Annotated in this window: 21 protein-coding genes and 1 pseudogene; 11 read left to right on the plus strand and 11 right to left on the minus strand. The window is 73.9% G+C overall.

Going from position 1 to position 20970, the window contains the following annotated elements:
• Positions 1-32: 32 nt before the first annotated feature.
• The 4 genes from ACWIX6_RS09620 (at position 33) to ACWIX6_RS09635 (ending at position 3710) form a co-directional block, all read left to right on the plus strand.
• Positions 33-1082: an ABC transporter substrate-binding protein gene (locus ACWIX6_RS09620; RefSeq protein WP_448616620.1), complete on the plus strand. Its 1050-nt coding sequence runs from the start codon at positions 33-35 to the stop codon at positions 1080-1082.
• A 59-nt stretch (positions 1083-1141) separates the two neighbouring features.
• Positions 1142-2149, plus strand: coding sequence for a FecCD family ABC transporter permease (locus ACWIX6_RS09625; protein WP_448616621.1), 1008 nt, complete (start codon positions 1142-1144; stop codon positions 2147-2149).
• Positions 2146-2919, plus strand: a complete 774-nt coding sequence (locus ACWIX6_RS09630; RefSeq protein WP_448616622.1) for an ABC transporter ATP-binding protein — start codon at positions 2146-2148, stop codon at positions 2917-2919. Before ACWIX6_RS09625 ends, ACWIX6_RS09630 begins: the two co-directional genes overlap by 4 nt.
• Before the next feature lie 101 nt (positions 2920-3020).
• Complete coding sequence (locus ACWIX6_RS09635) at positions 3021-3710, plus strand: aspartate/glutamate racemase family protein (RefSeq protein WP_448616992.1); 690 nt, start codon at positions 3021-3023, stop codon at positions 3708-3710.
• 195 nt (positions 3711-3905) lie between these two features.
• Here the strand turns inward: ACWIX6_RS09635 and ACWIX6_RS09640 are convergent, their stop codons facing one another.
• Positions 3906-4823 (minus strand): hypothetical protein, encoded by a 918-nt coding sequence (locus tag ACWIX6_RS09640; RefSeq protein WP_448616623.1) that lies wholly within the window; start codon positions 4821-4823, stop codon positions 3906-3908.
• Positions 4824-4977: 154 nt separating this feature from the next.
• Positions 4978-5493: a peptide-methionine (S)-S-oxide reductase MsrA gene (msrA, locus tag ACWIX6_RS09645; protein WP_448616624.1), complete on the minus strand. Its 516-nt coding sequence runs from the start codon at positions 5491-5493 to the stop codon at positions 4978-4980.
• Between the two features lie 327 nt (positions 5494-5820).
• Here msrA and ACWIX6_RS09650 point away from each other — a divergent pair, with 327 nt between their 5' ends.
• Together ACWIX6_RS09650 and ACWIX6_RS09655 are read left to right on the plus strand one after the other, a co-directional pair.
• Positions 5821-6291, plus strand: coding sequence for an ester cyclase (locus ACWIX6_RS09650; protein ID WP_448616625.1), 471 nt, complete (start codon positions 5821-5823; stop codon positions 6289-6291).
• A gap of 128 nt (positions 6292-6419) precedes the next feature.
• Positions 6420-6995, plus strand: coding sequence for a dihydrofolate reductase family protein (locus ACWIX6_RS09655; protein ID WP_448616626.1), 576 nt, complete (start codon positions 6420-6422; stop codon positions 6993-6995).
• On the opposite strand, the gene ACWIX6_RS09660 is transcribed toward ACWIX6_RS09655, so the two are convergent.
• A complete protein-coding gene (locus tag ACWIX6_RS09660; protein WP_448616627.1) occupies positions 6974-7174 on the minus strand; it encodes a hypothetical protein in 201 nt (66 codons plus the stop codon). The two genes, ACWIX6_RS09655 and ACWIX6_RS09660, sit on opposite strands and share 22 nt — an antisense overlap.
• 240 nt (positions 7175-7414) lie before the next feature.
• Complete coding sequence (locus ACWIX6_RS09665) at positions 7415-8119, minus strand: hypothetical protein (RefSeq protein ID WP_448616628.1); 705 nt, start codon at positions 8117-8119, stop codon at positions 7415-7417.
• 203 nt (positions 8120-8322) lie between these two features.
• On the opposite strand from ACWIX6_RS09665, the gene ACWIX6_RS09670 reads away from it, so the two are divergent.
• The 3 genes from ACWIX6_RS09670 to ACWIX6_RS09680 are packed head-to-tail and all read left to right on the plus strand — an operon-like array spanning position 8323 to position 12744.
• Positions 8323-10059: an ABC transporter ATP-binding protein gene (locus ACWIX6_RS09670; protein ID WP_448616629.1), complete on the plus strand. Its 1737-nt coding sequence runs from the start codon at positions 8323-8325 to the stop codon at positions 10057-10059.
• Positions 10056-12065 (plus strand): ABC transporter ATP-binding protein, encoded by a 2010-nt coding sequence (locus tag ACWIX6_RS09675; protein WP_448616630.1) that lies wholly within the window; start codon positions 10056-10058, stop codon positions 12063-12065. Before ACWIX6_RS09670 ends, ACWIX6_RS09675 begins: the two co-directional genes overlap by 4 nt.
• Before the next feature lie 25 nt (positions 12066-12090).
• Positions 12091-12744 (plus strand): class I SAM-dependent DNA methyltransferase, encoded by a 654-nt coding sequence (locus ACWIX6_RS09680; RefSeq protein ID WP_448616631.1) that lies wholly within the window; start codon positions 12091-12093, stop codon positions 12742-12744.
• 102 nt (positions 12745-12846) lie between these two features.
• On the opposite strand, the gene ACWIX6_RS09685 is transcribed toward ACWIX6_RS09680, so the two are convergent.
• On the minus strand, positions 12847-13461 hold the full coding sequence (locus tag ACWIX6_RS09685; protein WP_448616632.1) for a TetR/AcrR family transcriptional regulator: 615 nt from the start codon (positions 13459-13461) through the stop codon (positions 12847-12849).
• Between the two features lie 21 nt (positions 13462-13482).
• On the opposite strand from ACWIX6_RS09685, the gene ACWIX6_RS09690 reads away from it, so the two are divergent.
• Positions 13483-14667, plus strand: coding sequence for a YbfB/YjiJ family MFS transporter (locus tag ACWIX6_RS09690; protein WP_448616633.1), 1185 nt, complete (start codon positions 13483-13485; stop codon positions 14665-14667).
• Here the strand turns inward: ACWIX6_RS09690 and ACWIX6_RS09695 are convergent.
• From ACWIX6_RS09695 to ACWIX6_RS09710, 4 genes and pseudogenes are all read right to left on the minus strand, one after another.
• Positions 14659-16014, minus strand: a complete 1356-nt coding sequence (locus ACWIX6_RS09695) for an amidase family protein (protein ID WP_448616634.1) — start codon at positions 16012-16014, stop codon at positions 14659-14661. The genes ACWIX6_RS09690 and ACWIX6_RS09695 overlap by 9 nt on opposite strands.
• Before the next feature lie 27 nt (positions 16015-16041).
• Entirely contained in the window at positions 16042-17019 is a 978-nt protein-coding gene (locus tag ACWIX6_RS09700) for a helix-turn-helix domain-containing protein (RefSeq protein WP_448616635.1), read from the minus strand.
• A gap of 40 nt (positions 17020-17059) precedes the next feature.
• Positions 17060-17395 carry an alpha/beta hydrolase gene (locus ACWIX6_RS09705; RefSeq protein WP_448616636.1) on the minus strand — a complete coding sequence of 112 codons (336 nt, stop codon included), beginning with the start codon at positions 17393-17395 and terminating at the stop codon, positions 17060-17062.
• Between the two features lie 73 nt (positions 17396-17468).
• Positions 17469-17942 (minus strand): annotated as a pseudogene (locus tag ACWIX6_RS09710) (alpha/beta hydrolase); the annotation flags it as partial.
• Here ACWIX6_RS09710 and ACWIX6_RS09715 point away from each other — a divergent pair.
• Positions 17857-18123 carry a hypothetical protein gene (locus ACWIX6_RS09715; protein ID WP_448616637.1) on the plus strand — a complete coding sequence of 89 codons (267 nt, stop codon included), beginning with the start codon at positions 17857-17859 and terminating at the stop codon, positions 18121-18123. The pseudogene ACWIX6_RS09710 and the gene ACWIX6_RS09715 sit on opposite strands and share 86 nt — an antisense overlap.
• Before the next feature lie 124 nt (positions 18124-18247).
• Here ACWIX6_RS09715 and katG read toward each other — a convergent pair whose 3' ends face one another.
• Positions 18248-20479 carry a catalase/peroxidase HPI gene (katG, locus tag ACWIX6_RS09720; protein ID WP_448616638.1) on the minus strand — a complete coding sequence of 744 codons (2232 nt, stop codon included), beginning with the start codon at positions 20477-20479 and terminating at the stop codon, positions 18248-18250.
• Positions 20476-20952, minus strand: coding sequence for a Fur family transcriptional regulator (locus ACWIX6_RS09725; protein WP_448616639.1), 477 nt, complete (start codon positions 20950-20952; stop codon positions 20476-20478). Before ACWIX6_RS09725 ends, katG begins: the two co-directional genes overlap by 4 nt.
• Positions 20953-20970: the final 18 nt, after the last annotated feature.

Genomic DNA, 20970 nt, shown 5'->3' on the forward strand with positions numbered 1-20970 from the left:
AGCACCTGACCCTCGACGAAGGAACGACGCACATGAGCACGCCCACTCGACGGACCCGGGTCGCGGCCGTCGCGCTGGCCTCCGCCTGCGCCCTCACCGCCTGCGGCGCCTCCGAGCCGGTGGTGCAGGCCACCGCCGCCGACGGGGGCGAGGGCGTCACGCAGTACCCGCTGGTCATCGACAACTGCGGCATGGAGCTGACGATCGACGCCCCGCCGCAGCGGGTGGTGTCCCTCGACCAGGGCGCCACCGAGATCCTCCTGTCCCTCGGACTGGAGGACCGCGTCGTCGGGACCGCCTCGTGGACCGACCCGGTGCTGCCGGAGCTGGCCCGGGCCAACGAGTCCGTGCCGCGGCTGGCTGACAACGCACCCGGCTACGAGGTCGTCCTCGGCGCCGATCCGGACCTGGTCGCCGCCTCGTTCGGCCGGCACTACGCCACCGGCGGGGTCGCCGAGCGTGCCCGCTTCGCCGAGACCGGCATCGAGCCGTACCTCTCGCCCACCGACTGCGAGGACGGCCAGAGCATCAACGGCGGTGGCACGCGGACCCGGCTGCTGGAGATCGACTCGCTGTACCAGGAGATCCGCGAGCTCGCTGAGGTCTTCGACGTGCCCTCCCGGGGGGAGGAGCTGATCGCCGAGCTGCAGGACCGCGCCTCGGCGGCGACGGCCCGGATCGACCGGAGCGACGTCACGATGGCGTTCTGGTTCGCCGACACCAAGAGCCCCTACGTGGCCGGCGGCTTCGGCTCCGCGAGCCTGCTCGCCACCACGGTGGGTGCGTCCAACGTCTTCGCCGACCTCGACGAGGACTGGCCGGCCGTGGGCTGGGAGACCGTCGTCGAGCGGGACCCGGACGTGTTCGTGCTGGGTGACCTCTTGCGCGACCGGTTCCCCGGTGACCGGCTGGAGGACAAGAAGGCGTTCCTGGCCGCCGATCCGCTCACCAGCACCCTGCAGGCCGTCCGCGGCGAGCGGTACATCGCCCTGCACGGTGCGGAGATGAACCCGTCCATCCGCTTCGTCGACGGACTGGAGAAGCTCGCCGACGGGCTCGAGCAGCTCGGGACCGCGTCCTGAGCGCAGGGGCGGCAGTCGCCGGTCCGGGCGTCCTGAGCGCGGGTCGGCGCCGGTTGGCCGTGGGCGGGGTCCTCCTCGGCGCTGCCGGGCTCGCCGCCGTGGTGCTCTCCGTCGCCGGTGCCGTCACGCTGGGCCCGGCGGACGTCTCGCTGGTGAACATCCGCGACGTCCTGCTCAACCACGTCGGCCTCGCCGACGTCCCGATCCGGGCGGTGAAGGACGCGATCGTGTGGGAGGAGCGACTGCCGCGGGCGCTGACCGCGGCCGCCTGCGGTGCCGGCCTGGGCATCTGCGGCGCCGTGCTGCAGGCCCTTCTGCACAACCCGCTCGCCGACCCCTTCCTGCTGGGCATCTCCTCGGGGGCCTCCACCGGCGCGGTGCTGATGGGCGTGCTCGGTCTCGGCGGGTCGGTGCTGGGTCTGTCGGGCGGTGCGTTCATCGGCGCGCTGCTGGCCTTCGGCCTGGTCGTCCTCCTGGCCGGGCTGTCCGGGGGAGGCACCGACCGCGTCATCCTGGCGGGCGTGGCGGGCACCCAGTTCTTCTCCGCCCTCACCTCCTTCGTGATCTTCGCCTTCGCCGACTCCGACGAGACCCGCGGGGTGATGTTCTGGCTGCTGGGTTCGCTCGAGGGGGTGCGCTGGGACGACGTCGCGCTGTGCGCGGCCGTGGTGCTCGTCGGCACGGTCTGGTGCCTGCGCCAGACGCACGCGCTGGATGCCTTCTCCTTCGGCGACGACGTCGCCGACTCGCTGGGCATCCACGTCGCGCGGACGAGGATGCTGCTGCTCGTGCTCACTGCGGTCCTCACCGCGACGCTGGTCAGCATCGCGGGGGCCATCGGTTTCGTGGGGCTGGTGCTGCCGCACGCCGCTCGGTTCCTCGTGGGCCCGCGGCACTCCCGGCTGGTACCGGCCACCGTGCTGATCGGCGCGGTGTTCATGGTGTGGGTCGACGCCGTCTCGCGGGTGGCGTTCCAGCCCACGCCCCTGCCCGTCGGCGTGGGGACGGCACTGATCGGCGTGCCCGCCTTCGTGCTGATCCTGCTCCGCAAGCGGCGGGCGCTGTGACCCTCGAGGCGCAGCGGGTGGGGTGGCGGCGAGGCGGGGTGCTGGTCGTCGACGGGGTGACCGTGGCGCCGGCGCCGGGCACGACCGTCGGCCTGCTGGGACCCAACGGCTCCGGGAAGTCCTCGCTGCTGCGTCTGCTCGCGGGCACGTCGAAGCCGGACTCGGGTGTCGTGACCCTCGACGGCGAGGAGCTCGGCTCGTTCACCCGGCGCGACGTCGCGCGTGTCGTCGCGGTGGTCGGCCAGCACGCGCACACCGACACCGACATCCGGGTGCGGGACGTCGTCCGGCTGGGACGCATCCCGCACCGCGGCTTCCTCGGCTCGACGGTGTCCCGGGACGAGGCGGCCGTCGCCGCGGCGCTCGAGCACACCGGGCTGACCGACAAGGCCGACCGGTCTTGGCACACCCTGTCCGGCGGGGAGCGGCAAAGGGCGCACATCGCCCGGGCGCTCGCCCAGGAGCCACGGGAGCTGCTGCTGGACGAGCCGACCAACCACCTCGACATCCGGCACCAGCTGGAGTTGCTGTCGCTGGTCCAGCGGCTGCCGGTCACCACCGTCATCGCGCTGCACGACCTGAACCTGGCGGCCACGTTCTGCGACTCCGTCGTCGTGCTGGCCGGAGGCAGGGCGGTGGCCGGCGGTCCGCCGGCCGAGGTGCTGACCGCCGAGCTCATCGGCGAGGTGTACGGGGTGCGGGCGCAGGTGCACCTGGGCCCGCACGGCCGTCCCACGGTCGTGTTCGAGCCCGCACCCCCGTCACGATGACGTCCGATCCGGAAGGAGTTCCGATGACACCCTCCTCGCCGCCGGCCCCGCCGACCGGCGCACCGCTCGACGGCGGGACCGCTCGCCCGCGCTTGATCGGCATGCTCGGTGGGATGAGTTGGGAGTCGACTGCCCAGTACTACCGGCTGGCGAACGAGCTGGTCCGCGACCGGCTCGGTGGACTCCACTCGGCCAGGGTCGTGCTCGCGTCGCTGGACTTCGCGGAGATCGAGCGGCTGCAGGTGGCGGGGGAGTGGGACAGGGCCGGACGGCTCCTCGCCGAGGAGGCCGTACGGCTGGAGGGGGCCGGCGCGGAACTGCTCCTGTTGTGCACGAACACGATGCACAGGGTCGCCGACCAGGTGCAGGCCGCGATCGGGATCCCGTTGCTGCACCTGGCCGACACGACCGCTGCGGCCGTGCAGGCCGCCGGGTTGCGGACGGTGGGACTGCTGGCCACGGCGTTCACCATGGAGCAGGACTTCTACCGCGACCGGCTCAGCGGCCACGGCCTGCGCACCCTCGTCCCGGACGCCGACGATCGCGCCGAGGTGCACCGGATCATCTACGAGGAGCTGTGCCTCGGCATCGTCCGGGAGGAGTCCCGCGAGACCTACCGGCAGGTCATCGACCGGCTCGTGGCCGCCGGTGCGGAAGGGGTGATCCTGGGCTGCACCGAGATCGAGCTGCTCATCGGTGCAGCGGACAGCTCGGTCCCGGTCTTCCCGACCACCAGGCTGCACGTCGAGGCGGCCGTCGACGCATCTCTGGTCGCGGCACGTCCCGCGTGACAGCGTCGCGCCTCGCGAACGCACGGCGCCACGTCGGGCAGGTCGACGACGTCGAGGACCGCGGGCCCGCCGAAGCGGGTGATCCGCACGACAAGCATGCAAGGACGCTGGGTGATGGCCGAGGTGTCCCAGTGCGCGGACGGGCGGATCGGCCGTCGACCGCCGGCGGGGGTCATCGCCTCGCCGCGGAGCAGCTCACCTGACGGGCAGGGCTGCGAGCCGGGCGGCCAGTTCCGCGTTGCGACGCAGGAAACGCACCCATCCGTCGGGCGCCCGGGTGCCGGGCACCGACCCGGTGCACGTCTCCTGCTCCCAGGCCCGGAGCCGGCCGTTCCGGATCCGCAACCGGAGCAGGACGTCGTCCCCCCAGGCGGTGACGTCCTCGTCGCCGTCCCCGCCGGGCGCGGTGACCCGCTGCGGCGCGACCACCCACTCGACCGCCTCGATCTCGTCCTGGAGCCGGGCCGCGGCCTCGTACGCCTGCGCCCCGGCCGCGGCGTCGCGCCGGGCAGCCAGCGCCGCCAGTGCGTCGGCGACCGCCGTCGGCTCGCGGTCCAGCACGGACGCCACGGCGCTCGCCAGCTTCGCGACCGGGGTGTCCTGCCCACCGCGCAGCCGCGCCAGCTCCCGTTCGCCGGCGGTGCGGGTCGGGCCGGCGTGGCGGAGCGGGTACAGCCGTTCCAGTCCGGACACGGCCAGCCGCACCTTGCGGGCACCGAGGTAGGGGCCGAAGAAGCGGACACCCGGTGCCGGCCGGTGCGCGGAGGCGAGGCGGAGGCGCGGCGCCTCCGGAGAGGAGTCCAGGCCGATGCAGACGGGCACCTCAAGGCCGCCGACGATCCGGTTCCACGGTGGCAGCGACCGCTCGAGCAGGTTGCGCTCGGCCCACGCGGCCTCGTGCGCGGAGTCGCAGACCAGTGCCTCGATCCGGGCGACCCGGGGCACCATCCGCCGCAGGTGGCGGCGGTCCCGCAGGTCGCCCCAGTAGGAGCTGACCCGGCGGCGCAGCTCTCCGGCCCGCCCGACGTAGAGCACGCGGCCGCCGTCGTCCCGGAAGCGGTACACGCCCGGAGCGGCCGGCAGCGCGGCGACGGCGTCCGGTCGGGCGGGCATGGCCCCATCGTGCGCACGGCCGGGACGCCGGTGGTGGCGCCGCGCCGCACCGGCCACACACGTCCCACCACTCACAGGCAGCGCCGACGGCGCACCGAGGGCATCGATGAGCGCCCGAGCCGGTCGGTCCCGGACGTGCCGATCGGGACTCAGGTCATCGGGTGGCCTGCACCTCGCGACGCGGGAGCACCCAGTCGGGTCGCACGTAGTGGCAGGTGTAGCCGAAGGGGATCTTCCGCAGGTAGTCCTGATGCTCCTCCTCGGCCTCCCAGAACGGGCCGGCCGGCGCGACCTCGGTGACGACCTTGCCGGGCCAGATGCCCGAGGCGTCGACGTCCGCGATCGTGTCCAGCGCGACGCGCCGCTGCTCGTCGCTGGTGTAGAAGATCGCCGAGCGGTAGCTCCGGCCCACGTCGTTGCCCTGACGGTCCGTCGTCGACGGGTCGTGGATCTGGAAGAAGAACTCCAGCAGCTCCCGGAACGAGATGACCTCGGGGTCGAAGACGATCTCGACCGCCTCGGCGTGGTCACCATGGTCTCGGTACGTGGCGTCGGGTGTGTCGCCGCCGGAGTACCCGACCCGGGTGGAGAGCACCCCCGGGCGCTTGCGCAGCAGCTCCTGGGCGCCCCAGAAGCAGCCGCCGGCGAGGATCGCGGTCTCAGTGGTCACGTGTGCCTCCCTCTGTGTCCAGCACGACGGGTGAACACCGTGACCCGGTCCGGTGTTTCCTCCTCGGTGCACAGCGCGATGACGTGCCCGAGCCGGGCTGGAACGTCGCCTGGCCATCGTGCTCGGCCCCACGGTGCCCGCGACTCGCGGGCGCACCAGGGCAGTTGGCCGACAGGGGGTGGTGGGTGTCGGCGAAGTCGACGCCTGAGGAGCTGACCTCGTAGAGCACGTCCCCGTCCCCCGGGACGGGGTCGGGGAGGTCGACGACGTCGAGGACCTCGGGGCCGCCGAAGCGGGTGATCTGCACGGCTCGCATGAGGTGAGGTCATGGCCCGGCGGAGGACGTCGATCAGTCAGAGACGACGCTGCCCGGTGTGTGATGACGCGATGACGCCCGAAGAGACCGTGCTGACCTTCCATCGGGCCGTGGACCTTCGGGACGGCTCCGCGTTCGGTCTCGTCGCCGAGGACCTCGTCCAGCACGCGGCAGGGCCGCAGGGCCGCGAAGGCCTGCGCCAGACCCTCGCGACGCTCGACCACGACCTCGACCACCCGACGGCGACGATCCATCGCGTCGTGGCCCAGGGTGATCTCGTCGTCGTGCACCTCACGATGCGCGGGCGCCACGTGGCGTCGACGATGCCGCTGCTCGCCGAGTTGACCCCGACCGGGGACGCCGTCGCGTGGGAGTTCATCCACATCTGGCGGGTCGCGGACGGTTCGATCGTCGAGCACTGGGCCTGCCGCGACGACGTCGGACTCCTCGCACAGGTCGGGGGCTGGCCGCTGTCCCGCTAGTCCGGAACACGGGTGCCGCCTCCTGCACCCGGGCGTCTGCCCGACGCCACGGTCGGTCGACGGCGATCAGTTCTCGCCGTGGTCCCGGTCCTCACCCACAGGGACCAAACGCTCCGGAGGAGAACGAGATGACCGCCACCTACACGTTCGACGTCTTCTCCAGTCTCGACGGCTACGGCTCCGCCAGCGCCGACTGGACCGGCTACTGGGGCAAACAGGGCCCCGAACTGCTCGACCGCCGTCTCGACCTGTTCGGCGACGAGCAGCGGATGGTCTTCGGAGCCACTACGTTCCGGCAGTTCGTGCAGATGCTGTCCTCGAGCACCGAGGAGTCCGAGGTACGTGACCCGTGGGTCACCCGGATGTGGCGCATGCCCGCGACGGTGGTGTCGACGACGCTGCACGAGCCCCTCGAGTGGCCGGACGCGACCGTCGTCAGCGGGAACGCCGTCGACGTCGTGGCCCGGCTCAAGGAGGAGTCGGCGGTGCCGCTGCGCTCGCACGGCAGCCTGTCGATGAACCGGGCGCTCATGGCCGCTGGTCTGGTCGACCGCGTCCAAGTGACGATCTTCCCCGTGATCACCGGCCGGACCGGAACGGACCCGGTCTTCGGAGGCGCGGCCGACTTCGACCTCGAGCTGCTCGAGAGCCGGACGCTCGACGGCCGCATCCAGGAGCTCGTCTACCGGCCCACCCTCCACTGACCCGTACCGATCGAACCGGCGGTGAACCTCCAGGCCAGGGGTTGGAGGGTGTCGGCGACGTCGACCCCTGCGGCCGACACGTCGTAGAGCTGCTCGCCGTCACCCGGGACGGGGTCGGGCAGGTCGACGACATCGAGGACCTCGGGCCCGCCGAAGCGGGTGATCCGCAAAGCACACACGACGGTCAGGCCAGGTGCGGTCGACAGGACGAGCGCTGGCACCTGCTGCGGCCGGCGCCGTACGTGGCGCACCCCGCCATGGCGCTGACCGCGCGCCCGTGCACCTCGACCGCCGCTCCGCCGGGGACCCGGAGCCGCGCCGGGCGGATGCCAGGCGGGGCGACCTGAGCGGGACCAGAGGAGCAGGCGGCGCCCGGGTCTCCCGGGCGCCGCCTGGATCGGTGGCCGTGAGGCCGGCGGTCAGCCGACGGATGCGAGCTCCTGGGTGGCGGCAGACTTCCCGGCGGCCGTCGTCCCGGCGGCTGCGCCGGTGGCCGCGGTACCCAGCGCCCACAGCGCCAGCGCGACGCCCGCGACGGCGAACAGCGGCGTGAACTCGGTGTCGGGCGACAGGAACGTCAGCGGCACGACCACGGCGTGCGCCAGCCCGCCCACGACGCCGAGCAGAGCCACGACGCGGCGCAGGCCGCTCTGGAGCCTGGCCAGGGTCCCGGCGAGGTACCCGACGGCCAGGCCGCTGACGGGGTAGAGCACGGCGGCGAGCCCCAGGTGGGTGAAGGCGACCGGGGCGGCGTGGCCGGCGTGCAGCGCGTGGCTGTCGACGACGGCGGCGAGGTGGACGACGGTCTCGACCGCGTAGAGGGACAGGGCCACGACGGCGATCGCGAGGGGTCGTCGGGCCGCCTGCGGCCAGACCTGCCGGCGGCGGGCCATCTCCAGGCCGACGACGAGCAGCACGGTGCCGGCAACGACCAGCGTGTGCCCGGGCACCCACATGTCGTCGGCGGTCATCGTCGCCAGCTCCTCGCGGATCGAGTCCGACGCATCGGAGTCGGGGTGCATCGGGCCGCCGGCGAGCAGGGCGGCTCCGGAGGCGAGCAGGGCCAATCGCCAGCCCTGCGGCCGGCGAGGAGCGGGGGTCTGGGTGTGCAGGGAGGTCGTCATGGCCGCAAGGCTGGCGCCAGGGACTTGGGAACGGCTGGTGAGTCTCTTGGAACCCGGCCGACTTCGTCGACCCGAGCCGGCGGTTCCAGGTGACCCGGAAAGGGGTGGAGCAGAACGCCGCCGGCAACGATGATCGGATCGTTCGGTGTCATCCGCAACCATGCGGCTGTGCGGCCGTTCCCGGACCGACGAAGGGACCGATCGTGCTGCTCCGGCTGCTCCGTGACCGCCTGGGGGCCTACCGTCGCCCGCTGCTCGCGGTCGGCGCCCTGCAGGTGGTCAGCACCATCGCCGCGCTGTACCTGCCCCGGCTCAACGCCGACATCATCGACAAGGGCATCGCCCGCGGCGACACCGGCCTCATCCTGTCCACGGGCGGGTGGATGCTCGCGGTCACGCTGGTGCAGATCGTGGCCTCGGTCGGTGCCGTGTGGTTCGGTGCGCGCACCGCCATGGGCTTCGGGCGCGACCTGCGGGCAGCCGTCTTCTCCCGGGTGGGGCAGTTCTCCGCGCGGGAGATGAACAGGTTCGGCGCCCCGTCGTTGATCACCCGCAACACCAACGACGTCCAGCAGGTGCAGATGCTCGTCCTGCTGTCCTGCACGATGCTCGTCGCGGCTCCCATCATGTGCGTCGGCGGCGTCGTCATGGCCCTCGACGAGGACGTCGTCCTGTCGTGGCTGGTGGTCGTCGCGGTCCCCGTGCTCGTGGTGGCGGTCGGGCTGGTGATCCGGCGGATGGTCCCGCTGTTCCGGCTCGTGCAGACGCGCATCGACGTGGTCAACCGGGTGCTGCGGGAGCAGATCACCGGCATCCGGGTGGTGCGGGCCTTCGTCCGCGAGCCGGAGGAGGTCGCCCGCTTCGCCCGCGCCAACGCCGACATCACCGACGTCGCGACGGCGGCCGGCCGACTGCAGGCGCTGATCTTCCCGATCGTCATGCTGGTGCTCAACGTGTCCAGCGTCGGGGTGCTGTGGTTCGGCGCGGCCCGCGTCGACGCGGGGCAGATGCAGATCGGCGCGCTGACCGCGTTCCTGTCCTACCTGCTGCAGATCCTGATGGCGGTCATGATGGCGACCTTCATGGCGATCATGATCCCGCGCGCCGCCGTCTGCGCCGACCGGATCGGTGAGGTCCTGGCCACCGAGGGGTCGGTGGAACCGCCCGTCACCCCGGTCACCCCGCTGCGGTCGGACGGCGAGCTGGTCTTCGAGTCGGTCACCTTCACCTACCCGGGTGCGGTCGCGCCGGTGCTGTCCGAGGTCTCCTTCATGGCGTCACCCGGGCAGACGACCGCGGTGATCGGCAGCACCGGCGCGGGCAAGACGACGCTGGTCTCGCTGGTGCCCCGGCTCTTCGACGCCACGAGCGGCACGGTCCGCCTCGACGGCGTCGACGTCCGGCAGCTGGACCAGGAGGACCTGTGGCGCCGGATCGGGCTCGTGCCGCAACGGCCGTTCCTGTTCTCCGGCACGGTGGCGAGCAACCTGCGCTACGGCGACCCCGACGCGACCGACGACGAGCTGTGGGCCGCGCTCGAGGTGGCCCAGGGCGCGGACTTCGTGCGGGCGATGCCCGACGGGCTGGACACCGCCGTGGCGCAGGGTGGCACCAGCGTCTCCGGCGGGCAGCGCCAGCGGCTGGCCATCGCCCGGGCGCTGGTCCGGCGCCCGGAGGTCTACCTGTTCGACGACTCGTTCTCCGCGCTGGACCTCCGCACCGACGCCCGGTTGCGCGCCGCGCTGAAGCCGGTCACCGCCGACGCCACGGTGGTCGTCGTCGCGCAGCGGGTGTCGACCATCGCCGACGCCGACCGGATCGTCGTGCTGGACGACGGCGCCGTGGTCGGCATCGGCCGGCACGAGGAGCTGCTGACGTCCTGCGCGGCCTACGGCGAGATCGTCGCCTCCCAGCTCAACGTCGAGGGAGCGACGGCATGAGCGCCCGGGCCGAGGACACCCGCACCGGCGGCAGGCAGCCCCGGCAGGACGCCGACACCGTCCGCGCCGCCCGTGGCATGGCGGCCCAGCGCAGGGGCGGCGGGCCGCCGTGGGCGGGAGCGGGGCAGCCGGCCGAGAAGGCGTCGGACTTCGGTCCCTCCGCCCGCCGGCTGGCGCGGCGGCTGCGGCCGGAGCGGAGCGGCGTGCTCGCCGTCCTGGCCCTCGGTGTCATCAGCGTCGCGCTGAACGTCGTCGGTCCCCGGGTGCTGGGGTACGCCACGGACGTCATCTTCGCCGGCGTCATCGGCGAGCAGCTCCCGGCCGGGATCACCGCAGCCGAAGCCGCTGACCGGGCGCGCGCGACCGGCGACGACACCGCGGCCGCCGTTCTCGAGAACCAGCACGTCGTGCCGGGCGCGGGCATCGACTTCTCCGCTCTCGGCACGGTCCTGCTGGGTGTCATCGCGATCTACCTGTGCGCGGCGGTGTTCGGGTACGGGCAGGGCCACCTGCTCAACGGGGTCGTGCAGCGCACCGTCTACCGGCTGCGCGAGGACGCCGAGGCGAAGCTGAACCGGCTGCCGCTCGCCTACTTCGACGGTCAGCAGCGCGGTGAGGTGCTCTCCCGGGTCACCAACGACATCGACAACGTGTCCACCAGCCTGCAGCAGACGATGAGCCAGCTGCTGACCTCGGTCCTCACCATCGTCGGAGTGCTGCTGGTGATGGTGCTGATCTCCCCGCTGCTGGCCGTCATCGCGCTGGTCACCGTGCCGGTGTCGCTGCTGCTCACCCGGGCGATCGCCCAGCGCAGCCAGGAGCACTTCGTGGCCCAGTGGCGGCACACCGGCGCCCTCAACGGTCTGATCGAGGAGTCGTTCACCGGGCACGAGCTGGTGCGCGTGTTCGGGCGTCGGCAGGAGGTGGAGACCGCTTTCCGGGCGAAGAACGAGGAGCTGCTCGACGCCGGCTTCGGCGCGCAGTTCGTCTCCGGGCTGATCATGCCGTCGATGATGTTCATCGGGAACCTCAACTACGTCGCGGTCGCCGTGGTCGGCGGGCTGCGGGTCGCCTCCGGGTCGTTGAGCCTCGGGGAGGTCCAGGCGTTCATCCAGTACTCCCGGCAGTTCACCCAGCCGCTGACCCAGGCAGCCTCGATGGCCAACGTGCTGCAGTCCGGCGTCGCGTCGGCCGAACGGGTCTTCGAGCTGCTCGACGCGCCCGAGCAGACGCCCGACCCGGCCGTTCCCGCGGTGCGGGGCGAGCGTCGCGGTCGGGTCGAGTTCGAGCACGTCGCCTTCTCCTACCGACCGGACGCACCGCTGATCCGCGACCTGTCGCTGGTGGCCGAGCCGGGCCAGACGGTCGCCATCGTCGGTCCGACCGGGGCCGGGAAGACGACGCTGGTCAACCTGGTCATGCGGTTCTACGAGATCGACGCGGGCCGGATCACCCTCGACGGCGTGGACACCGCCACGATGAGCCGCGCCGACCTGCGGTCCGGGGTGGGGATGGTCCTCCAGGACACCTGGCTGTTCGGCGGGACGATCTTCGACAACATCGCGTACGGCAACCCCCGCGCGACGCCGGACCAGGTGCTGGAGGCGGCGCGCGCGACCTACGTCGACCGGTTCGTCCACAGCCTCCCCGACGGCTACGACACGGTGATCGACGAGGAGGCCTCGAACGTCTCGGCGGGGGAGAAGCAGCTGATCACGATCGCCCGGGCCTTCCTGGCCGACCCGGCGCTGCTGATCCTCGACGAGGCGACCAGCTCGGTGGACACGCGCACCGAGCTGCTGGTCCAGCAGGCGATGGCGGCCCTGCGCAGCGACCGCACCAGCTTCGTGATCGCCCATCGGCTCTCCACCATCCGGGACGCCGACCTCATCCTGGTGATGGAGGACGGCGGCATCGTCGAGCAGGGCACGCACGAGGAGCTGCTCGCGGTGCACGGCGCCTACCGGCGTCTCTACGACGCGCAGTTCGCCGGCACGTCCACCTGAGGCCGGGGCCCGTACGGTCGCCGGCGTGCGACGGAGCATCCCCCAGCCGGCTGACCTGGACGTCGTCCGCGCCTCCTACGACCGGGTCGCCGACGGCTACGCGGCCATGGGCGTGGGCCGCCTCGACGCCCGACCGTGGCTGCGTGCGGCCCTGGCCGCGTTCGCCGAGATCGTCCGGGAGCGCGGCCCCGTGCTGGACGTCGGCTGCGGCCCCGGGGACGTGACGGCGCACCTGGCCGGTCTTGGGGTCGACGTCTCGGGGGTCGACCTGTCGCCGCGGATGGTGGCGCACACCCGCCGGCTCCACCCGGGGCTGCGCTTCGAGGTCGCGTCGGCCACCGGGCTGGCCGTGGCGGACGCATCGCTCGGGGGCGTGCTGGGGTGGTGGTCGCTGTTCAACCTCCCGCGCTCGGTGCTGCCCGACGTGCTGCGGTCCTTCGCCGACGCGCTCGTCCCCGGCGGCCACGTCCTCGTCGGCACGCACGTCGGGGAGGGGGACCTGGTGCGCACCGAGGCCTACGGCGGCGTCCCGGTCGCCTGGACGACGCACCTGTGGCTGCCCGAGCAGCTCCTCGCGATGCTCGCCGACGCCGGTCTCGAACCCGTGTCCGAGCTGCGGCTGCCGGCGGACCTGTCCGGGCATCCACAGGTCCTGCTCACCGCTCGCCGACCAGGCTGACCACTCCTCCCGACGACGAGGACGCCCACCGGTGGCCGACCACCCGGGTGTCCCGGTCCTCCCGGGGAGGGACGGTCGGTCGTGACCGCCGTCACCGTCCGGTCAGCGATCGGCGGACCACTGGCCGACGCGACGGGTGGCGAGCAGGGCGACGGCCGCGGCGCGGGCCCGGCCGATCGGGTCGTCGCCGACCGACCGCGGGCTGGTGGCGTCGCGCGCGAAGCCGGCCAGCGCTCCGTCGTACAGCAGCAACAGGTCCAGCGCCAGGTCCGCCGGCTGCTCGGCGCCGGCGACCTCGGCGAGGTCGCGCAGTCGTCCGACGAGGAGGGTCGTGTCGGCGGCCAGCCAGTGCTGGCCGGGGTGGGCGGCCGGCAGCTCCGTGCCGGCCGCCAGGAAGGCGCACCCGCGGCGGTTCCCCGAGCGGTCCCGGTACCGCGCCACTGCGTCGAAGACCGACAGCAGCCGGTCGCGGGGGTCGGTGCGCTCGGCGAGAACCTCGTCCCACACCGCTCGCCACTCGTGGTGCCGCCGCTCCAGGTAGGCGGCCACGAGCGCGTCCTTGCCGGCGAAGTGGGCGTACATGGTGGCGGGGGAGACCCCGGCCCGCTGGAGGACGGAGTCCACCCCGGTCGCGGCGATGCCGGACTCGTAGAACAGCTCCGCGGCGGCCGTCAGCAGCCGCTCGCGCGCCGGTGGGGTCGCGGGGGCACGGGACACGCCCCTAGAGTAACGACCGTTATGGCGAAACGATCGTTACGGCAGCCCGCGGAGGCCAGGACCGCACGCCCGGGCGGGCTGGTCGCCGCCGGCCTCGGCGTCATCGCCGTCACCTACGGGCTCGCCCGGTACGGGTACGGGCTGTACCTGCCGCAGTTGCGGGCGGAGTTCGGGTTCTCCGCCGGCACCGCGGGGTGGCTGGCGGCCGGCGGCTACCTGGCCTACTGCGCCGCTGCACTGCTGGCGCCGCCCCTCGTCGAGCGCGGGCGGGGACGGACCGCCCTGTGGGCCGCGGGCGGCAGCGCCGCGCTCGGGTCGGTGGTGGTCGCGACCGCGCCGGGCACCGCCGTGCTCGCGGTCGGGCTGCTGGTGGCGGGCAGCGGGGCCGGGGCGGCCACCCCCGCGCTCGTGGCCGCGGTCGCCGCCACGGTACGGCCGGCGACCGCGGCCCGCGCCCAGGGGGTGGTCAACAGCGGCACCGGCGCGGGCGTGGTGGCCGGTGGCCTGCTGGTGCTCGCCGTCCCCGCGTCCTGGCGGGCGGCCTGGCTCGCCTTCGCCGCGCTGGCGCTGCTGGTCACGTGGGCGGCCGACCGGTCGGCGCGCTGGCCACCGGCGACGGGCGCTCCGTCCTGCCCGCCCGTCCGGCCGTGGGACCGGCTGGGCCCGGCGACGGCGGCCGCCGTCCTCGCCGGCGCAGGGTGCGCCGGCGTCTGGACCTTCGGGCGGGAACTGTTGACCGCCGACGGCGGCCTGGCGCCCGGGGCCACCGGCGGACTCTGGTGCGTGCTGGGGATCGGGGGGCTGGCCGGTGGGGTCAGCGGCGCTCTGGTCGGACGACACGGGGTGCACGGGGCCTGGCGGGGCAGCCTGCTCCTGGCGAGCGGGGCGACCGCGTCGCTCGCCGTCCGGCCCGACGTCCCCTGGCTCGCCGCGATCGCGCTGGCGGCCTTCGGCGCCTCCTTCGTGGCTCTCAGCGGCGTGCTGATCGCGTGGGGCGGGCAGGTCCGGCCGCACGGTGCCCCGGCCGCCGCGGCGTTCCTCTTCGTGGCGCTGACCGCCGGTCAGGCGCTGGGTGCCGTCGCGCTGGGGACGCTGGCCGAGGGGCTCGGCCGCCCGGCGGCGTTGCTGGTCGCCGCCGGTACGGCAGTGCTCGCCGCCGGCGTGGCCGCGCACCAGCGCGGCGCCGACGACGTGGTGTCACGGTGAGACGGCAGGCCCCAGGGCGGCCTCGACCCGGCCGGCGCTCGCCAGCAGGGCGACGTCGTCGCCCGGCAGGCCCTCCAGCGAGATCCCGATGGGCAGTCCGGCCCGCGTCGTCCCCGCCGGCAGGGAGATGGCGGGCATGCCCGCCGTCGAGCCGGGACCGGTGTTGCGGATGGTGGTCAGGAAGACCGGCACCTCCCGCCCGTCGAGGTCCGTCGTGTCGTCGTCGCCGAGGGGTGGCGGGGGCAGCGGCACCGTCGGGTAGACGAGGGCGTCCAGCCGGTCGCCGTGCGCGGGACGGAGCGCGGCGGAGTAGGCCGCGCGCAGCCGGTCCCGGGTGGTCATCGCCTGCTGGTACGCGTCCTCGGTGAAGGCCCCGCTCGCGGCGACCTCCAGCGCGCCGCGGACGTCCGGCGACGCCACCTGGGCCAGCACGTCGGCCAGGGTCAGCCGGCTCTCCGGCCCGGGCAGCGTCGCCAGGTACGCCGGCAGGTCCTGGGCCACCTCGAAGAAGACGATGGGGAAGCCGCACTCCGCGTCGAGCGCGTGCGCACCCACGACCTCGACCTCGACCAGCTCGATCCCGACGGCGGCCAGGCGCTCCAGTGCCTGCTCGGTGCAGCGGGCGACCTCGGGGTGGAGCTCGTCGTAGAAGCCCGCGCGGGGGACCCCCAGGCGGAGCGGGCGCCCCGGCGACGGCGGCGCCGACTCGCCGGTCACGATCCCGTCGACGAGCGCCACGTCGGCCACCGAGGTCGCGAGCACCCCGGCGGTGTCCCGGGTGCGCGAGATGGGCACGGTGCGGCCGGTGCCCCAGCGGCCGGGGGTGGGGCGCCACCCGACGACCCCGCAGTGCGCCGCCGGGACCCGGAGCGATCCGCCGGTGTCCGTGCCCAGCGCGATGGGCGCCACGCCGGTCGCGACGGCGACAGCGGATCCGCCCGACGAGCCGCCGGGCGAGCGGCTGGGGTCGTGCGGGTTGCGCACCGGTCCGAAGGCGGCGTTGTTGCTGGTGATGCCTAGGGCCAGCTCGTGCAGGTTGGTCTTGCCGATCACGGCGGCCCCGGCGGCGCGCAACCGCTCCACCGCGTGCTGGTCCCGACCCGGCCGGGAGTCCCGGAGGGCCGGTGTCCCTCCGGTGGTGGGCAGGTCGCGGGTGTCCAGGTTGTCCTTGACCGCGAGCGGGATGCCGGCGAGGGGGCCCGTCCCCGGCTCGGCGTGCTCGGCGATGGAGATGAAGGCGCCGAGGTCCGCGATGTCCCGGGCCCGCTGCGTGCTGGCCGCGACCACCTCCTCGGCCGAGGACGAGGAGATCCGCCGGCGTACCTGGTCCACTCCGAGGGGCTGCACGGACGGCATGGTGACACGCTCCCAGGCTCAGCGCCGCCGACGGGCTGCCCGGTGGAGCACCAGGGCCAGTTGCAGGCGCAGTCGGCCGGCCGGTTCGCGCACGTCCCAGCCGAGCGCCGCCTCGGCGTGCAGCAGCCGGTCCTGGAGCGTGGAGTGGTGGACGTGCAGCGCTCGGGCGGCGTCGCGCAGGCTCGTCGTGGTGGCGACCGCGTCCAGCGTGGCCAGGGCCCACGGCCCGATGGTCGCGGCGTGCCCCAGTGCCCGGACGTCGGGGACCGTCGCCCCGTCGGCGGCCTGCACCAGCAGGGGCAGCGCGCCCAGCCGGTCGGCGTGCACCACCCGCGGGCCGGGGTCCTCCTCGGTGCCCTCGGCGGTGAGCCGCAGGGCCAGCCGGGCCTGCGCCCCCGAGGCCGGCAGGTCGACCACCGCGGCGGCCGGCCCGACCCCCGCCCGCACGCCCACGGGCAGGACGCCGTCCGACCCGATGACGAGGGAGCGGCCGTCGGCCAGGGCGACCGCCCGCCCCCTCGACGCCACTCCGAGCCGGCGGGCCGCGGCCAGCCGGTCCGCCTCGGGGGCGCCTGCGTCGAGCACGAGCTCCACCGACGCCGGGTCGTCCACCGGACGCCGGGACCGGGTCCGGTGCAGCACGGTCCGGACGGCGGCCGCCGCACGCTCCAGGACGACGGCCTGGACCGTGCCCGGTGGGTCCGACCGCTCCAGCCAGAGCACCGCGTCGGTGCCGGCCACGTCGGCCGACGGCCACCGCGGGTCGGGAGCCGGGCCGCCGGCCGCCCCCACTTCGCCGTCCGGGAGGGCTCGTATGACCAGGCCGCGGACCGGGTCGACCAGCCGGGCAGGACAGCCGGCCAGCCCTGCCGCGTCCCGCACGATGGACTGCAGGTCCGCACGTGGCTCGGTCAGCGCGTGGAAGTGGCCGATCACCCGGACCGCCGCGCCCGCCTCGGGGTCGAGGGCCGCGAGGCGGAGCGCGAGGTCGTTCACCGGCCCACTGTGGACCCTCAGGAGCCCGGTGGCCAGGGCGTCACTGCGCGAGCAACCGGCGCAGCCACCGCAGCCGGGCGGCCCGGGCCTCGCGGGAGATGGAGGCATCCGGCACGAACGTGTCGAAGCCGTGGCAGCCACCGGGCCACACGTGCAGCTCGGCGACGCCGCCGGCCTGCCAGATGCGTGTGGCGTAGTCGACGTCCTCGTCCCGGAAGGTCTCGGTGGTGGCCACGTCGATGAAGGCGGGCGGCAGGCCGGACATGTCGGTGGCCCGGGCCGGGGCGGCGTAGGGCGAGACGTCGGGACCGCCGCGGTCGTCCCCGAGCAGGGCCGTCCAGCCGGTGTCGTTCGAGACCTGGTCCCAGACCCCCACGCCGCGCATCTGGTGCGCGGGAGAACGTGTCGTTGCGGTCGTCGAGCATCGGGTAGATCAGCAGCTGCCCGGCGAGCGAGACCTCGCCCCGGTCGCGCGCCATCAGCGCCAGGGCCGCCGCCAGCCCGCCGCCGGCGCTGGCCCCGGCCACCACGATGCGAGCGGGGTCGATGCCCAGCTCGGCGGCGTTGCGGGCGGTCCAGACGAGCGCGGCGTAGCAGTCCTCGACCGGACCGGGGTGCGGGGTCTCGGGGGCCAGCCGGTAGTCCACGGAGACGACGGCGAGCTGCAGCTCGGCGGCCCAGCCCATGACCTCGACCAGCCCGGTGCGGGCATCGCCGATGATCATGCCGCCCCCGTGCGTGTGCAGGACGGCCGCCACCGGCGCGCTCACCCCGGTCGGCAGGCAGACGAGGACCTCGACGTCCGGCGCACCCTCCGGGCCGGGGACCGTGCGGGTGGTGACGGTGAAGGCGCCACCCCGGCTGAGCTCCTCGTCGGTGGCCGGTGGCAGCGCCGGGTTGGGCTGGCGGAGGAGCGGGATCATCTCCGGGGTGATGGCGGCCGGGATGAGCCCGGCCAGCGCCTGCAGCGCGGTCACGATCTCGGGGTCGAAGGGCGGCTGGGGCGCGTCCGCGCCGGTGGGTGCGGTGGGCGACGTCAGTGTCACGGGTCCTCCTGGGGCAGGACGGCCGATCGTGACCGTCGTCACCATCCTGGAGGCGTGAGCGTGGGTGGCACAGCGCCAGGTGGCGGGAGTCCCCCGCCACCTGGCGGGCAGGCGGGTCGCCGCCGGACGCACGGATGCCCCGGCCCGCGGGTCGCGGGCCGGGGCATCCGGACGGGTCATGCCTACCGCAGGTCGTAGCGGTCGAGCTCCATGACCTTCACCCAGGCGGCCGCGAAGTCCCGCACGAACTTCTCCCGTGCGTCGTCGGCCGAGTAGACCTCGACGATGCCGCGCAGGATGGAGTTCGAGTTGAACACCAGGTCCACCGCGGTCGCGGTGCGCGTGACGTTCCCGTCGGCGTCCAGGCCCTCGTAGACGCCCTCGGTGTCGGTCGAGGTGCGCCACTGGACGCCCAGGTCCAGCAGGTTGCGGAAGAAGTCCTGCGACAGCACGCCGGGCCGGTCGGTGAAGACCCCGTGCGTCACCCCGCCGGTGTTGGCGCCGAGCACCCGGAGCCCGCCGACCAGGACGGTCATCTCCCGGGCGGTCAGCTCCAGCATGTAGGCCCGGTCGACCAGCAGCGTCTCCGGCTCGAGCTTGCTGCCCGGCTGGAGGTAGTTACGGAAGCCGTCGGCCCGCGGCTCCAGCCACCGGAAGTTGCCGACGTCGGTCTGCTCCTGCGAGGCGTCGGTGCGGCCGGGCCGGAACGGCACGGTCACCTGCACGCCGGCGTCGGCGGCGGCCTTCTCCACCGCCGCGGTGCCGCCGAGCACGATCAGGTCGGCCAGCGAGACCCGCTTGCCGGTCTGCGACTCGAACTCGCCCTTCACCCGCTCGAGCACCGGCAGCACGTCCCGGACGCCCTCGTTGGCCGCCCAGCCGATCTGCGGCTCCAGCCGCAGCCGGGCGCCGTTGGCCCCGCCGCGCTTGTCGGTGCCGCGGTAGGACGCGGCGGCCGACCAGGCCGTGTGCACCAGCTGCGGGACGGTCAGGCCGGAGGACAGCAGACGCTGCTTGAGGTCCGAGATCGCGGCCTCGTCGACCAGCTCGTGGTCGACCGCCGGGACCGGGTCCTGCCAGATGAGCTCCTCGGCCGGCACGTCCGGGCCGAGGTAGCGGCTCTTGGGGCCCATGTCGCGGTGCAGCAGCTTGAACCAGGCCCGGGCGTACTGGTCGGCGAAGTACTCCGGGTCGTTGTAGAACCGCTCGGAGATCTCCCGGAAGCCGGGGTCGGCCATGAGGGCGAGGTCGGTCGTCGCCATCATCGGCGGGTTCTTCTTGCCCTCGATGTGCGCGTCGGGGACGAGCTCCTGCGCCTCCGGGTTCTTCGGCTTCCACTGCTTCGCGCCGGCGGGGCTCTGGGTGAGCTCCCACTCGTAGCTGAACAGCATCTCGAAGTAGCTGTTGTCCCAGGTGGTCGGCGTCGGCGTCCAGGCGCCCTCGAGACCACTGGTGATGGTGTCGGCGCCCTTGCCGGTGCCGTGCTGGTTGATCCAACCCAGGCCGTTGCCGTGCACCGGGCAGCCCTCCGGCTCCGGGCCGACGAGCTCGGGGTTGCCGGCGCCGTGCGTCTTGCCGAACGTGTGCCCGCCGGCGATCAGCGCGACGGTCTCCTCGTCGGTCATCCCCATCCGGCTGAAGGTCACCCGGATGTCGTGGGCCGAGGCGAGCGGGTCGGGCCGGCCCTGGGGGCCCTCCGGGTTGACGTAGATCAGGCCCATGGTCACCGCGGCGAGGTGGCCCTCGTCGAGGTCGAGCGGGTCGTCGCCGCCGTAGCGCTCGTCACCGAGCCAGGTGTCCTCCGGACCCCAGAAGACCTCCTCGGGCTGCCACGTGTCCTCGCGGCCGAAGGCGAACCCGAACGTCTGCAGGCCCATGTCGTCGTGGGCGACGTTGCCGGCGAGCACGAGGAGGTCGGCCCAGGAGAGGCTGCGGCCGTACTTCTGCTTGACCGGCAGCAGCAGGCGGCGGGCCTTGTCCAGGTTGGCGTTGTCCGGCCAGCTGTTGAGCGGGGCGAAGCGCTGCGCGCCCTGGCCACCGCCACCGCGGCCGTCGGCGATCCGGTAGGTGCCGGCGGCGTGCCACGACATGCGGATGAACAGCGGGCCGTAGTGGCCCCAGTCCGCCGGCCACCAGTCCTGCGAGGTGCGCATCACCTGGACGACGTCGCGCTTGACCGCCTCGACGTCCAGCTGGGCCACCGCGGCCCGGTAGTCGAAGTCCTCACCGAGCGGGTCGGAGTCCCTGGAGGGCTTGTTCAGCACCGACAGGTCGACCTGGTTGGGCCACCAGTCCCGGTTGCTGCGGGGCCGCTGGTCGGTGTGCACCTTCGGCGAGGGGATCGCCGGGTTCTCGCTCTCGCTGGTGCTGTCGGTCGGCGTCTTGTCGTAGTTGGTCTCGTCGGTCTGGCTCACTCTGGGCCCTTCTCTGTTGTCGGACGGTGGAGATCGGTCGGGACGGCGGAGCCCGCCGCGCACGATCGGCACAGGCCCCAGTAGATGACCTCGGCCTCGTCGACGACGAAGCCCTCGTCACCGCCGGAGGGCACGAGGCAGGGAGGCTCGCCGGTGGCGCAGTCGGCGTCGCTGATGGCACCGCAGGAGCGGCAGACCAGGTGGTGGTGGTTGTCGCCGACCCGAGCCTCGTAGCGTGCCACCGAGCCCTGCGGCTGGATGCGCCGCACCAGGCCCCGCTCGGTCAGGACGTGCAGCACGTCGTACACCGCCTGGTGCGACACCGCGCCCAACCGGGCGCGGGTGGCACCGATCAGCGCCTCGGTGTCCAGGTGCGGATGGGCGTGGACGGCCTCCAGCACGGCCAGTCGCGGTCGGGTGACCCGCAGACCCGCGGCGCGCAGCACGCGTTCGAGGTCTGCGGCGGCCGGCACGGGCCCATCGTCACGGCT

This window comes from Modestobacter sp. URMC 112, from assembly GCF_053502575.1.